Source organism: Blautia sp. HCN-1074 (genome assembly GCF_037890165.1).
Classification (GTDB): domain Bacteria; phylum Bacillota; class Clostridia; order Lachnospirales; family Lachnospiraceae; genus Blautia_A.
Window position 1 is genome coordinate 161207 of the sequence record NZ_JBBKBP010000003.1, and the last position, 14691, is coordinate 175897.

Sequence of the window (14691 nt, forward strand, 5' to 3'; positions counted from 1 at the left end):
AGACTCCCTGGTTTTTACTTTCATATTTTTTATATTTACATAGATTTACGTTCCGCAATCTCTGCCATCTTAGCTTCATTCAGACGTGTATCACCATGCACACGGCTGTAAGAGAGATATCCATTCATACGGTCAATCTTAGTCAGGTTCTTGGAACCGCAAACCGGACACACATCCATCTCAAGCTCCTCATGTCCACAGTCGTCACAGTAAGCAAGAGAAAGGTTAACTCCTTCATAATATCCCAGAGACATCGCTCTGCGGATCAGTGTACGGATTGCTTCACGATTATAACCGATTGGATAACGTACATACTGAATCTTACCGCCATTACACAGTTCCCAGAAACGTCCCTCCAGATCCTGTTTCTCGATCGGGGTTACATCTTCGGTTACATGACAGTGGAAGCTGTTGCTCACATACGGACGGTCGGAAACGCCTTTGACAATACCGTACATCTTACGGAACTGTTCAACTTGCAGACCACACAGACTTTCTGCCGGTGTTCCATAAATTGCATAAAGATAACCATCTTCCTCTTTAAACTCATTTACCTTCTTATTGATATATTTCAGAACATCCAGTGCAAACTGTCCGTCCTCAGCGATAGATTTACCATTATAAAGCTCCTGAAGCTCATTCAACGCTGTGATACCAAAGGAAGCTGTCATCGGCTTCAGAATCTTTCCAATCTTCTCATTCGGTTTCAGATGTCCACCATAAAAACCACCCTCGCAATATGCCAGTGGGTTGGTAGAAGCTCGCATCTGTCCAAGATAATCATACGTACGGATATGAAGATTACGGATCATCTCAAGATAGAAATCCAGTACCTCATAGAAATCTCTGCTCTCTGCTCTCGCTTTCGCAAGAATCATCGGAAGATGAAGACTTACCGCACCAATGTTAAATCTGCCTACAAATACAGGCACATCCTTGTCATCTGCCGGGTACATTCCGCCACGTTCATACCATGGGCTTAAGAAAGCACGGCATCCCATCGGGCTGATAACCTTTCCATACTGCTTGTACATACTGGAAATATATCCTTTTCCGGACATAGAAAGCCAGTCCGGATACATTGTCTTGGCAGAGCAGTCAACGCCTGCCTCGAATACATCCTCACTGATCTTGCCTTTTCCATGAATGTTCTCGTCATACAGAAATACGATCTTCGGGAAAAGCACCGGTTTCTTACGTCCTGTTTTACCCTGTCCGCCTTTGTGCACTTCAAGAAGAGATACACTTGCCATCTTCTCAAACTGCTTAGTTCCCAGTCCAAGAGTTACTGTCACAAACGGATAATCTCCTCTGGAAGATCCCACTGTATTCAGCTTATACTCGATTCCCTGCCATCCCTGGTCAAAGTCTCTGCGGACTTTATCAAGTGCATACTCAATCGCACGCTCCTCACGTCCGGTCCAGCTCTCATCAGAGTACTTCATAAATTCCTGAATATATTTATCATAGCTCTTCTGTGCATACGGAGCAAGAATCTTATCCACTTCAGGTACTGTAAATCCGCCATACTGCTGTGCAGCGGTGCTCAGGATGATATCCCCCATAACGTCAAACGCTGTATCCAATGTCTTCGGCTCGTTGTACCATACATTTCCCATCTCGAATCCGCCGCTTAATACGGATGCCACATCAAACAGGCAGCAGTTCATGGTATCAAGACGTGCTGACTGGTCATGGATATAAATATAACCATCTTTACAAGCCTGAAGTTCATTACGGTTCATGAAGAATTTACGATAAAGCTCTTTATTCAGTTCATTAAAAATCAGGCTTCGCTTCGTAGCAACCAGTGCGCTGTCTGTATTTGCATTACTCTTATCACCGATATAACGGATTGCCTGACTCTTCGTATATACATCATCCATCATATGGATAAAGTCAAGTTTGTAATTTCTGTAGTCACGATAACTCTTGGCTACAGCCGGATTCACTCTCTCAAGTGCTCCTTCCACAATATTATGCATCTCCTGAATCTGTATCTCATTCTTGCCCAGTGCTTCTGCATGTTCTTCCGCAAAATGGCAGATAAATTCTTTCTCTTTGTCAGAAAATGTATATAAGATTCTGGCCGCCGACTTATTTACTGCCGCTACGATCTTCTGTGAATTAAACTCTTCTCTTGTGCCATCTTTCTTTATTACATATATCATACTTTTCGCTCCCATATACAAGATATAGTATTATTTTCTTTCGTTGTCCACAATTTATTCTATATGTGGTACGTTTATCAAGTATAGCACAGACTCTGGTAAAAGGGAAGAGCAAAAAAATTATTCGTCATATTGCTGAATTTTATATAATGCAAGATAATTCTCTTGACCGTCCAGAGATACCGCAGTAACCTCATCCCCTACATGTAATTCCATTCTCTCCTGCTGTCCTGCTTCGTCAAATTTTACAGTTTTCTTCTTTCCAGTAGTGTACTTAATCTCCAGTGCCACCTCTTCCCAGCCGGATTTAATCTTATATTCTCCCGGCTCAATTAAAAATTCATACTCTATATCCTCTAAACCATAGATGCCTTCTTGTGTCTTTATATAATTCTCTCCAACCACATAACTTTCTCCCGCGAAAATATAAGTATCCGGTTCGGTGCCCTGAATATTCTCGGTTGATTCCGCAACCTTACTGACTTTATTATCCCAGTCTTTTGTCTCTGTTTCCCCATCATCGCTGTCGCTGCCTGAAAAAACACTGCCGGGATTTATTCCAAACTCATCATTGATAAACGACTCAATTCTATATCCAATACTATCCCAGTACTCTTCGGTCTGTGCTGCAACACTCAGTAAAATTACAACAATGATCCAGAATACAGTTGCTCCCTTTTTGCTCTTTTTCTTCTCTTTCCGCTTCTGTACGGGATTTCGATTCGTGGTATATGTACGAGTGCCGACATTCTGTCCTGCCGACGCTTTTTTTACTGAAGTCTGCACTTTTTCTGTTTTTGCCTTCGGCACTGTCTTTTTTACCGTACTGGTTTTCGAAGACTTATTTGCCGTTTTATTTCTGTCCGGCAGTGGTATCTCGCTCTCGGCCATAGCCTTTCTTACTTTCGCCGATGCATGGCGATAATGCTCTGACCGATCTTCATTCAGATGATACAGTTCCAAATCATTTCTATATGGCATTCCACAATATTTACATCTTCCATTTACGACCGGCCCGTCACAAACCTGGCATCTCTTTCCCATATATCTTCCCCCTGTATTCTATAATTATCCGTAGTCCGTTTCATAATCCGATTTTCTGTCATTTTTATTGTAACATTTTACACTAATCTTGCAAGGTGGAAATTGTCAAACAGATATTTTCCTGTTATAATAGCGAAGTGAAAGATTGTGTTACTGAGAACTGAATGAACCGTAACAGGATTGTTGCCATTCACTTAGTAATCTGTAACAAATGGTTAATGGATATTCATCAATAGCTGAACAATAAAATAATGTAGAATATCTATAATATTTTATTGTTTTGCTATGGAATATGCAAATACAGAATTGTAGGAGGATTCCAATAATGGATCAGATTAAAATTCCTGACGGGTATCAGTCAGCTTTAAATCTCCACGATACCCAGATTGCCATTAAGACTGTGAAAGATTTCTTCCAGCAGACGCTCTCCCAGAAGCTCAATCTGCTGCGAGTTTCCGCTCCGGTATTCGTAAATCCGTCATCCGGTCTGAACGACAACTTAAACGGTGTAGAACGCCCGGTAAGCTTTGATATCAAAGGACAGAAAGAGAATGCCGAGATCGTACACTCTCTTGCCAAATGGAAAAGATACGCATTACAGAAATATGGTTTCGCTCATGGTGAAGGTCTTTACACAGACATGATCGCCATCAGAAGAGACGAAGACCTGGATAACATCCACTCTGTATATGTAGACCAGTGGGACTGGGAAAAGATCATCAGCAAAGAAGAGCGCAACATGGACACACTTGTATCCACAGTACGCGCGATCTACAGCGTTCTTCGTAAAACAGAGAAATATATGGCTGTTCAGTATGATTATATCGAAGAAATCCTTCCAAGAGAGATCGCATTTGTCAGCACACAGGAACTGGTTGACATGTATCCGGATCTTACCCCTAAGGAACGTGAATACAAAGTCGTTAAAGAAAAAGGCGCTGTATTCCTTATGCAGGTTGGTAAGACATTAACTAACGGAGAACGCCACGACGGACGTGCGCCGGACTATGATGACTGGGAATTAAACGGTGATATCCTCGTTTATTATCCGGTTCTTGACATCGCACTGGAACTCTCTTCCATGGGTATCCGTGTTGATGAAAACGCCCTTGACAAACAGCTGACTATCGCAGGCTGCGACGACAGACGCGAGCTTCCTTTCCAGAAAGCAATCCTGAACAAAGAACTCCCATACACCATCGGTGGTGGTATCGGCCAGTCCCGTATCTGCATGTTCTTCCTCAGAAAAGCTCATATCGGTGAAGTACACGCTTCCCTGTGGCCGGAAGAAGTTATGAAAGAGGCTGAGGCCAAGGGTGTACAGCTTCTGTAAGAAATAGCTGTATCATCCGAAGCATAAGCATGCTGACCGACAATTTCAGATATTGATTCGTCAGTATATCTATATCAGATAATCACATATGCCCAGATATATCTGCGCATATCGCAATGAATGTAGCGGGGTAAATACACAAGTGAATATTTTGTTTTTCTTAACACCAAAAAGCGACGTAGCATATATATTTGAAGATGAAACACTCCGCCAGACACTTGAGAAAATGGAGCACAGGAAGTTCTCTTGTATTCCACTTCTGAGTCTGGATGGAAAATATAAAGGAACCATTTCTGAAGGTGATCTGCTCTGGGGGATGAAAACTTTAAATGTCCCAAATCTGAAAACAGCCGAGGGCATTTCAATCATGGCTATCCCACGCAGGGCAACCTACAAAGCAGTTCACGCAGACTCCGATATGGAGGATCTGCTTGATAAGGCCATTAACCAGAATTATGTTCCGGTTGTCGATGATCAGGGATACTTTATCGGTATCATTACCCGTAAAGAAATCATCAAATATTGCTACAAAGAACTTAAGAAATATGTAGCGGCTTCAAATGCAGAGAAGACTGAATCGCAGATTGATTCTCCTGAGAATTGAGAAGCAGATACCTGTCTCTTCTTTCGCAAAAAACATATTCCAATGCTGATAATATAAACAGGGACTGTAAGCTGATTGATATTTTATATCAATTTCTGCTTACAGTCCCTGTTTTACATAGTACGAATGCAACTCACTCTATAGCAGTTCTCATACTCTTCTGTGCCAGCAGCTTTCCAAACAATGCCGCCAGCACCTGCTGAAACAACGTCCCGATCATAACTGGAAACATCACCTCTCCCGGAAAATATGCAGCCGCTATCACTGCTCCTGCGCTGATATTTCTCATTCCTGTTCCATACATCATCGAAACCGCTGTACTTCGGTCACGTCTGAACACATGAGCCACCAGCCAGCCAAGCGCATATCCTGATGCAGCCAGCACCAGAATTGCCAATGCCACTTTCACCCTCTGCATATTCATATTCCTGATATACGGCGCCACTTTAGATGAATTAGAGGTCACCACAAACATCAATGCCAGCTTGGAAAAAGGTGCCAGTTTTCCCGGCCATGTCTTCATCACTTTTCCATCTGTAACCTGGTTCAAAGTCATCGCAGCGATAGCCGGAAGTGCCACCATAAATACCAGCTCCCGCATCATTTTCGCCGGATCCATCGTCACTGCGGAACCCAGCAGAATCCGCAAAGTAGCCGGAATCAGAAACGGTGCCAGCACCGTATCCAGAACCACAAGTGACAACGATAACGGGCTGTTTCCCTCATAAATTGTCACCCACATCAGGCTTACTACTGCCGTAGGAACTGCAAATTCCAGCACCATTCCTGTGATCAGATCCATATTATCGCCAAAGAAAATATGCCCTGCGCCACAGGCCGCTGCCGGTATCACAACATGAAGCAAAAGCATAATGATAAGCAGCGCCCCCGGATGGCGAAACACATTCGCCACGTCACGGAAACGCGATTTCAGCGCCCCCGCAAATGTTATAAATGCAAATACGGCCGGCACATAAGGCAGACCGCATTTGGCAATATCAGGAAAACACACGCCCACCAACAGGCATGTCGGTGTTACCAGTGCCATCCATTTCTCTATAAAACTGTTAAATTTTTTCAGCATTATAATTCCCTGTTATAAAACTTTTGAAAGGAAGTCTCTCAGTCTCTGATTCTTCGGATTCTCGAAGAATTCTTTCGGTGTGTTCTCCTCCTGAATCTTACCATCGTCGATGAAAATAACTCTTGTCGCTACTTCTCTGGCAAATCCCATCTCATGAGTAACAACAACCATGGTCATACCGGACTGTGCAAGCTCCTTCATCAGCTCCAGAACCTCACCAACCATCTCAGGGTCGAGTGCGGAAGTCGGCTCGTCAAAGAGCATTACATCCGGGTTCATAGCCAGAGAACGGGCAATAGCAATACGCTGCTTCTGTCCACCGGAAAGCATATCCGGATATGCATTGGCTTTGTCCGGAAGTCCTACACGCGTCAGAAGCTCATCCGCTTTCTTAGACGCTTCTTCCTTTGTCATCAGTTTCAGTTCTACCGGCGCCAGCATAATGTTCTGTTTTACCGTTTTATGCGGAAAAAGATTAAACTGCTGGAACACCATTCCGATTTTCTGACGGTGTCTGTTGATATCGACCTTCGGATCTGTGATATCTGTTCCCTCAAAGAGAATCTGTCCGCCTGTCGGAACCTCCAGAAGATTTAAAGATCTCAGGAAAGTAGATTTACCGGAACCGGAAGGACCGATGATCGCTACTACTTCTCCCTGACAGATATCTGTTGTAATTCCGTCAAGAACCTGATTACTGCCAAAAGCTTTTTTCAGTTCTTTCACCTGGATCAGTACATTCTTATCGCTCACTGGTTCTCAATCTCCTTTCCAGTTTATTCATACCCCATGTAAGGATTCCAACAATCACAAGATAGATCGCTGCTGCCGCCATCAATGGCCAGAACGCATTATAGGTACGGCTCTGAATCAGCATAGCACCCTTTGTCAGGTCCATCATACCGATGTAACCGATGATAGATGTCTCTTTAATCAGCACGATAAATTCATTTACCAGTGCCGGAAGTACATTCTTAAATGCCTGTGGGATAATGATCAGGCGCATCGTCTGGCTGAAATTCAGTCCCAGGCTTCGTCCTGCCTCTGTCTGTCCCTGATCAATAGACATGATACCGGAACGGACAATTTCAGCTACATAAGCACCAGAGTTGATACCAAAGGCAAGTCCGCCTACGATAATCTTATTGATACTTACAGAGCCAAAAATTACAAAGTTCATAATCAGCAGCTGGATCATGGTTGGTGTTCCGCGGATCACAGTCAGATAAACTCTGCAGATTGCATTGAGAATCTTAAAAGAGCCTGACTTATCATGTGCGGAACGGATGATAGCTACCAGAAAGCCGATGATCAGACCCACGATTACCGCAAACACTGTGATAATAAGGGTTGTTTTCAGACCATCTACCAGCCAGAGATAACGATCATCTTTAATAAAGTTCAGATAAAAATCTTCTTTTATACTTGCTAATATCATAGGATTATTCATAAAAACCTCTGTCCCGAAAAGAGAGCTGTTGGCAGATCGTCAACAGCTCTGTTGCTTTGTTCCAATATTTATTTCTTTACAATGATAACCTGGCTTGCATCTGCATATGTATCTGTAAAATCAACGCTGGATTTACGGTCTTCTGTTACAGTCATACCTGCTACACCGAAGTCAGCCTTACCGGACTGTACTGCCGGAAGGATGGAGTCGAATTCCATATCTTCAATCTTCAGTTCATATCCAAGTTTATCGCAGACCGCCTGAGCAATGTCTGCATCAATACCAACAATGTCATCACCTTCGTGATATTCATATGGCTCGAACTCAGCGTTAGTAGCCATTACCAGTGTTCCGTTAGAACGGTCAACATCTTCCGGTGATTCATATGGAGTCTTACCGGCATCCTCACCAATGTAATTATCCATGATGCTGTCGATAGTTCCATCATCTTTGAGTTCTTTCAGAGCTCCGTTGATCTTGTCAAGAAGTTCGTCATTACCCTTCTTTAAGCAGATTGCGTATTCTTCTTCTTCAAATGGCTCATCCAGGATCTTAAGGTCATCATTATTCTCTACGAATTTCTGAGCTGGCTGTGAATCAATGATCACACAGTCAATCTGACCTGCTTTTAATGCCTGAACAGCTTCGCTTCCTTTGCTGTAACGTTCTACTGTAGAACCGTCTTTCTCATAATCAGATGCATCAAGGTCACCTGTTGTACCAAGCTGAACACCGATTGTTGCTCCTGCAAGGTCATCTTTTGATTCAACTTTCTGAGCTGCGGATACGCTTCCTGCCATAGAAACTACCATAATCGCACTAAGTGCAAGAGTTGCAAATCTCTTCTGATCTTTCATCTTTCTTCCTCCTCGCATCCGAAAGTATAGATACTGCTGCTGCCTTCTCTCTTCATACAGCAACGTATAATTATGCGTTTCGGTTGTATATTTTTGTTTTTTATTTTAACATACTTTCTATAAAATGCAAGGTAAAACTTGAATGACAGAACCATTTTCCATATAATGTATAATATGATTTCGTTAGAATCATTGCGTTTTTCACTTTTTCATAACGTTTTTCCTTTATAGTAACAGATATTGGAAAATAAGAGGTGTATAAATAATTATCATTTTATTTTAAATAAGAGGAGGATTTGTCGATGAAATTTACTAAAATGCACGGAATTGGAAATGATTATGTATATGTAAACTGTTTTGAGGAAACTGTGGAGAATCCATCCGCGGTAGCCAGATATGTCAGTGACCGCCACTTTGGTATCGGTTCTGACGGACTGATTCTGATCAAACCGTCAGATGTAGCCGACTGTGAGATGGACATGTACAATCTGGATGGTTCTCAGGGCGCTATGTGTGGAAACGGTATCCGCTGCGTTGCCAAATATGCTTATGACTACGGCATCGTAAACAAAAAACATATCTCTGTCGCAACCAAGAGCGGCATCAAATATCTGGATCTCACTGTCAAAGATGGTAAAGTATCTCTGGTAAAAGTAAATATGGGTTCTCCGATCCTGACAGCAAAACAGATTCCTGTCGTATCCGAGAAGGAAGAAGTTATCAATGAGCCGCTTGTCGTAGACGGAGAAACTTATTACATAACAGCTGTTTCCATGGGAAATCCTCATGCGATCGTCTATATGGCGGATATCGACCATCTTGATATCGAAAAAATCGGTCCATCTTTCGAAAATCACGTAGCATTCCCGGATCGTGTAAATACAGAGTTTGTAGAAGTGATTGATGAACACACACTCAAGATGCGTGTATGGGAACGTGGTTCAGGTGAAACACTTGCCTGCGGTACAGGAGCATGTGCAGTTGCTGTTGCTTCTATTTTAAATGGTCACGTAGATGGAGACAAATCTGTTACTGTGAAACTGCTCGGCGGCGACCTGCAGATTTTCTGGAACAGACAGGAGAACCTGGTTTACATGACCGGTCCTGCAACTACTGTTTTTGATGGTGAGATTGATGTAAGCTTCCTGAAATAATATGGTTTTCTATTTATCCATACGTCCTACACAGACATGACACGTTCATATTACTGTTTAGGACTTTCACAAAAAACGGATATGTGTCATATTCCATTCACATGACACATATCCGTTTTTTAACCGAATCAAATAAGTAACATCAACTTTGCTGATAGCTCATACTAAAGTTGATTCGGATTATCCACATCTACATCGAAAATTCCAGAACTCTTTCCACAATAAAGACCGCCGCGCATGCGAATAACGCAACCGTAAGGAGGCTTCTCTCTTTATATGCCGCAATCAGCGCCACAATAAATCCAGCTGCCGCAGAAATCACACTATCTGTTGCAAAAAGAATTGCCGGGAAAGTCATCGCTGCCAGACACGCATAAGGCACGTAATACAGAAATGACTTAATAAACGGACTGGTAATTTCTTTTCTCGAAAGTGCCAGAGGAAGCATACGGATCAGATATGTAACTGCCGCCATTACCAGAATATAAATATAAATGTTATGATTCATGAGCCTTTTCCTCCTCTTTCTCTCCCTCGATCGGACAGAAATATGCCGCCGCGCCTGCCACGATCAACGTTGTGATAATAATTACAAATCCCGAGGAAACCTTTGATAACAGCGGAATCACTTTAAACAGTGTGCTCATCACCATCGCAGCCACAACAACTGCCAGCACTGCTTTATTCTGCTTCGCAGGTGGAATAATGATTGCAAGGAACATTCCATAAATGGCCACACTGAGTGCACTCATCATAAAGTCCGGAAGAAGATTTCCTGAAATCGCACCTGCCAGCGTTCCAAGTACCCAGCCAGGAATTGCTACACACATTGCTCCATAATTGTAAAAGGCGCTTACTTTTCCCGGCTGACTTGCACTGATTCCAAAAATTTCATCTGTCACGCCAAATGCCGCAATATAACGATGAACCGGTGATTCATCCCTTCTGAATTTCTGTGCAAGGGAAAACGACATCAGACAATATCTCAGGTTAATGATCAACTGTGTCAGCGCCATTTCCCAATAAGAGCCACTCATTACCATAATGTCAAGTCCCGCAAACTGCCCCGCGGATGTTACATTTGTCAATGAAATCAATACCGCCTGCCAGATACTCAGCCCGTCAGCAACCGCCATCATACCAAACGTAAATGATACGGCAAAATATCCCAGTCCTATGGGGAGACCGTCTTTTAAACCCTTTCTGAAGCTTTCACTTCTCATATTGCTCTCCTCCTGTCATAGTTTTACGCCAGACCTTTTATCATCTTTTTGCATATATCCTGAAATGTCATATACAAAACGCAGATAACCCGGAGGACACATCTTCGGCCTCCGGGCTTTATAATATCTTGAAAATGCTCATTTCACAAGTTTACATCATCTGATAAAAACAGTCAACCTTCAATCTTTATCCATAACCCCCACTGCTTATCGCTCTTCGCAATTGAAGCAGGTGACTTACCTGATTCGGTTAAAAACAAACTTTTAATATATTGAATAATAGCATACGCTTTACCTACTCGGCGTTTTCGTGATCGCCAGGTTTACATTCTTTACATATTCCGTACAGAATAGAATTCTTACACTGCAATGTAAATCCATGACTTTCTTCGATATGATGAGAAATCTCCTCCATAAAATGACATTCCAGATGAATAATCTTTCCACATTTCACACATTTCAGATGCAGGTGCTGTTCGCATCCACGTCCCGGTTCTACATACTGATAGGCCGCCTGACATCCTTTCTCAGCCACGTATTTAATCACTGTGCCATCCTTCGCAAGTTTATCCAGGTAACGGTAAATCGTTGTGATATTTACCTCGCTGTCATGCTGTTTGAGATATTCGTCCACATCCGCTGCTGTCACCGTATGATCATTGCTGTTCTTCAGATATTCAAGTATTTTCCTGCGGCTTGCCGTCGCATAACTGCTTCCCGCCATAATTCCTCCTAAAATACGATTCCTGCAAATTCAATAATAATTCCCCAGAATACACCCAGTCCGTAAAGAGTTCCGATAATTTTCAGATTCTGAGCTCTGTCGTGATTTAAACGGAACAGGATCAGAAGTCCGACTCCTGCATTCACCAGAAGTCCCGCCATCATCGCACCCGCTCCGATAATGTGATCCAGGTATAACTGAGTAATCACTACAGAAGAAGCACAGTTCGGAATCAGACCTACAAGAGCCGCCATCATCTCACCCACGATCGGTGTCCCTGTAAAAAATCCTGCCAGTGTTTCTTCTCCTGCCAGTCCAATGATAATATTTAAAGCCAGAGAAATCAAGAAAATATATACAAAAACTTTCAATGTGTGGGATGCCGCTGAGGAAAGCAGTCCATGCTCACAATGACAGCGCTCCTCCTCACAGATCTCATGAATATCCATATCCTTTTCCTGCTTCTTCAAAATATGCGTATAAACATATTCCACAACCATACCGGAAAAGATTCCAATTGCCGCCTTGCAGGCCAGTATTTTCACAATCGTAACAGCCGGCACAGCATTAGAAATCATGATTGGAAGCATCTCATCTGAAGTAGACAGATACACTGCGATCAGTGTTCCCACAGTAATCACACGACCTGAAAAAAGACTGGATGCCGCAGCCGAGAAGCCACACTGTGGAATTACACCCAGAAGCCCTCCCCATACCGGTCCAAGCTTCCCTGCTGTGCGGATTCTGTTGCGCGCCGCTGAACCTGTCTTATGTTCCAGCCATTCCATGAATAAATAAGTAAGAAACAGGAATGGAAGCAGCTTAATACTGTCTATTGCTGAATCTAATATAATCTCTGACATATACCCTCCTGATATCACACAAAATTATTTCTATAGAAATTTCGCAGATACATCCAAATTATCTGCCTCGTATCTTCTAGTGTGCCGACAAGTTGATTCTTGAAGCAATCTTGCAGGATAAATTTTCTTATTTCAAGGCGGAGGAGAGAGGCGTAGCGGTGGCTACGGCGACCGACGACAACGCGGAAATAAGAAATTTAGACGTAAGATTGTTCAAGAAATCAACTTGTCGGCACACTAGCTTCTCCTATCTGATTAATGTTGTGATATTTGCAACTTGTTCGTATTTGCAATCTGTTTGTATTTGCAACTTGTTTGCATTTTTGTATTATATCGTATTTTCATCATTTGTCAAGTCCCCACCCACTGTTTATTGCTCTTCGTAACCTCCGCAGGGGACTTGCTTGATTCGGTTAAAGAATAGAATCACATAAAAAAGACCATCTTCCGGATATAGGAGGATAAAATCCGGAAAATGGTCTTCTTATCACGTTATTCTATTCTTGCAATAATTAAGGAGGCATATGCAATGATAATCGAAAATACTACTTATTTACTTGTCAATCGGATATTCGCAATCCGCTTTCGCTACTTGCTCATAACAGAATAACTGCTCCGCAGTTTATCAGGAGGGGTACAAGCCCCTCCTGATACAAGCAAGTCCCACCCACTGCTTATTGCTCCTCGCAATTGAAGCAGGGGACTTACTTGATTCGGTTAAAAACCATCGTAACTGTTCAGTACCTCGCGGGATAGCAGACTGCTAAACAGCTACAAACCATTCATTATTCAGCAACAGCTTTGAATGCTTCGTCAAGGTCCTGAATAATATCGTCAACGTTCTCTGTACCGATAGAAAGACGGATTGTGTTTGGTTTGATACCCTGATCAAGAAGCTCTTCTTCTGTGCACTGGCTGTGTGTTGTTGTAGCCGGATGGATAACAAGAGATTTAACATCAGCTACATTGGCAAGCAGTGAGAACAGTTCAAGGTTATCAATGAAGTCTTTTGCTTTCTGTGCATCACCTTTAATCTCAAATGTAAAGATAGAACCGCCGCCGTTCGGGAAGTATTTCTTGTAAAGTTCCTGCTGGCTTGGATCTGTGGATACAGATGGATGATGAACTTTCTCTACCTGTGGGTGATTGTTCAGATACTGAACAACTTTCAGTGCGTTCTCTACATGACGCTCTACACGAAGAGACAGTGTCTCAAGTCCCTGAAGGAAGATGAAAGAGCTTACCGGAGAGATTGTAGCACCTGTGTCACGAAGAAGGATTGCACGGATCTTTGTAACAAATGCTGCAGGTCCGCATGCTTTTGTAAAGCTTACACCATGGTAGCTTGGGTTTGGCTCTGTAAGAGATGCGAATTTACCTGATGCTTCCCAGTCAAATTTACCACCTTCTACGATGACACCACCGATTGTTGTTCCATGTCCACCGATGAATTTAGTTGCGGAATGAACAACGATATCTGCACCATATTCGATTGGTCTTACAAGGTAAGGTGTTGCAAATGTGTTATCTACAACAAGCGGAATCTTATGTGCATGAGCAATCTTTGCGATAACTTCAATATCAACTACATCAGAGTTCGGGTTTCCAAGAGTCTCGATATAAACAGCCTTTGTGTTATCCTGGATTGCATTCTCTACTTCTTCAAGGTTGAATACATCAACAAATGTTGTCTTGATTCCGTAAGCCGGAAGTGTATGTTCCAGAAGGTTTGTTGTTCCACCGTAGATATTCTTAGCTGCTACGATGTGGTCACCCTGCTGTGCAAGGTTCTCGATTGTATATGTGATAGCTGCTGCACCGGATGCTACAGCAAGTGCTGCGGAACCACCTTCAAGTGCTGCGATTCTCTTCTCAAATACATCTTCTGTCGGGTTTGTAAGACGTCCGTAGATGTTACCTGCATCTGCAAGTCCGAAACGAGCTGCTGCGTGATCACAGTTTCTGAATACATAAGAGGATGTCTGATAGATCGGTACTGCTCTTGCATCTGTAACCGGATCCGGGGTTTCCTGCCCTACGTGAAGCTGTAATGTTTCAAATTTGAAATGTCTGTCTTTTCTTGCGATTTTCTTGCTCATGTGTTTGTCCTCATCTTTCTCTATAATTATAATTCGTTATGGTCTTTATTATCAGATTCACTCTGATCATATAACTCTATGATAT

The 14691-nt window shown here is 42.7% G+C and carries 14 protein-coding genes; 3 read left to right on the forward strand and 11 right to left on the reverse strand.

All coding sequences use genetic code 11. From position 1 onward, the window contains the following. Positions 1–35 precede the first annotated feature (35 nt). Positions 36–2171, reverse strand: coding sequence for an anaerobic ribonucleoside-triphosphate reductase (gene nrdD / locus WKT11_RS04600; protein WP_117674362.1), 2136 nt, complete (start codon positions 2169–2171; stop codon positions 36–38). A 120-nt stretch (positions 2172–2291) separates the two neighbouring features. Further along, on the reverse strand, positions 2292–3215 hold the full coding sequence (locus WKT11_RS04605; protein WP_117674361.1) for a hypothetical protein: 924 nt from the start codon (positions 3213–3215) through the stop codon (positions 2292–2294). Between the two features lie 325 nt (positions 3216–3540). Between WKT11_RS04605 and asnA the strand changes: the two genes are divergently transcribed. Both asnA and WKT11_RS04615 read left to right on the forward strand, forming a co-directional pair. Next, positions 3541–4548, forward strand: a complete 1008-nt coding sequence (gene asnA / locus WKT11_RS04610; protein WP_117674360.1) for an aspartate--ammonia ligase — start codon at positions 3541–3543, stop codon at positions 4546–4548. Between the two features lie 142 nt (positions 4549–4690). Then, positions 4691–5152 (forward strand): CBS domain-containing protein, encoded by a 462-nt coding sequence (locus WKT11_RS04615; RefSeq protein ID WP_117674477.1) that lies wholly within the window; start codon positions 4691–4693, stop codon positions 5150–5152. Positions 5153–5285: 133 nt separating this feature from the next. Here the strand turns inward: WKT11_RS04615 and WKT11_RS04620 are convergent, their stop codons facing one another. The 4 genes from WKT11_RS04620 to WKT11_RS04635 all read right to left on the reverse strand — a co-directional run bounded on the left by WKT11_RS04620 (position 5286) and on the right by WKT11_RS04635 (position 8543). Further along, positions 5286–6236, reverse strand: a complete 951-nt coding sequence (locus tag WKT11_RS04620) for a bile acid:sodium symporter family protein (protein WP_117674359.1) — start codon at positions 6234–6236, stop codon at positions 5286–5288. Positions 6237–6248: 12 nt separating this feature from the next. Beyond that, on the reverse strand, positions 6249–6989 hold the full coding sequence (locus tag WKT11_RS04625; protein ID WP_117674358.1) for an amino acid ABC transporter ATP-binding protein: 741 nt from the start codon (positions 6987–6989) through the stop codon (positions 6249–6251). Then, positions 6979–7686 (reverse strand): amino acid ABC transporter permease, encoded by a 708-nt coding sequence (locus WKT11_RS04630; RefSeq protein ID WP_178761092.1) that lies wholly within the window; start codon positions 7684–7686, stop codon positions 6979–6981. The genes WKT11_RS04625 and WKT11_RS04630 overlap by 11 nt, the downstream gene beginning before the upstream one ends. A gap of 68 nt (positions 7687–7754) precedes the next feature. After that, entirely contained in the window at positions 7755–8543 is a 789-nt protein-coding gene (locus WKT11_RS04635; protein ID WP_117674357.1) for a transporter substrate-binding domain-containing protein, read from the reverse strand. A gap of 302 nt (positions 8544–8845) precedes the next feature. Between WKT11_RS04635 and dapF the strand changes: the two genes are divergently transcribed. After that, positions 8846–9697 (forward strand): diaminopimelate epimerase, encoded by an 852-nt coding sequence (gene dapF, locus WKT11_RS04640; RefSeq protein WP_117674356.1) that lies wholly within the window; start codon positions 8846–8848, stop codon positions 9695–9697. A 190-nt stretch (positions 9698–9887) separates the two neighbouring features. Here the strand turns inward: dapF and WKT11_RS04645 are convergent, their stop codons facing one another. From WKT11_RS04645 to WKT11_RS04665, 5 genes are all read right to left on the reverse strand, one after another. Next, entirely contained in the window at positions 9888–10205 is a 318-nt protein-coding gene (locus WKT11_RS04645) for an AzlD domain-containing protein (RefSeq protein ID WP_117674355.1), read from the reverse strand. Beyond that, the gene (locus WKT11_RS04650) at positions 10195–10920 is read right to left on the reverse strand and encodes an AzlC family ABC transporter permease (RefSeq protein ID WP_117674354.1); all 726 of its coding nucleotides are present in this window, start codon (positions 10918–10920) and stop codon (positions 10195–10197) included. Before WKT11_RS04650 ends, WKT11_RS04645 begins: the two co-directional genes overlap by 11 nt. A 295-nt stretch (positions 10921–11215) precedes the next feature. After that, entirely contained in the window at positions 11216–11644 is a 429-nt protein-coding gene (locus WKT11_RS04655) for a Fur family transcriptional regulator (RefSeq protein ID WP_117674353.1), read from the reverse strand. 8 nt (positions 11645–11652) lie between these two features. Beyond that, positions 11653–12507, reverse strand: a complete 855-nt coding sequence (locus tag WKT11_RS04660; RefSeq protein WP_117674352.1) for a putative manganese transporter — start codon at positions 12505–12507, stop codon at positions 11653–11655. A 785-nt stretch (positions 12508–13292) separates the two neighbouring features. After that, positions 13293–14606 carry an O-acetylhomoserine aminocarboxypropyltransferase/cysteine synthase family protein gene (locus tag WKT11_RS04665; RefSeq protein ID WP_117674351.1) on the reverse strand — a complete coding sequence of 438 codons (1314 nt, stop codon included), beginning with the start codon at positions 14604–14606 and terminating at the stop codon, positions 13293–13295. Positions 14607–14691: the final 85 nt, after the last annotated feature.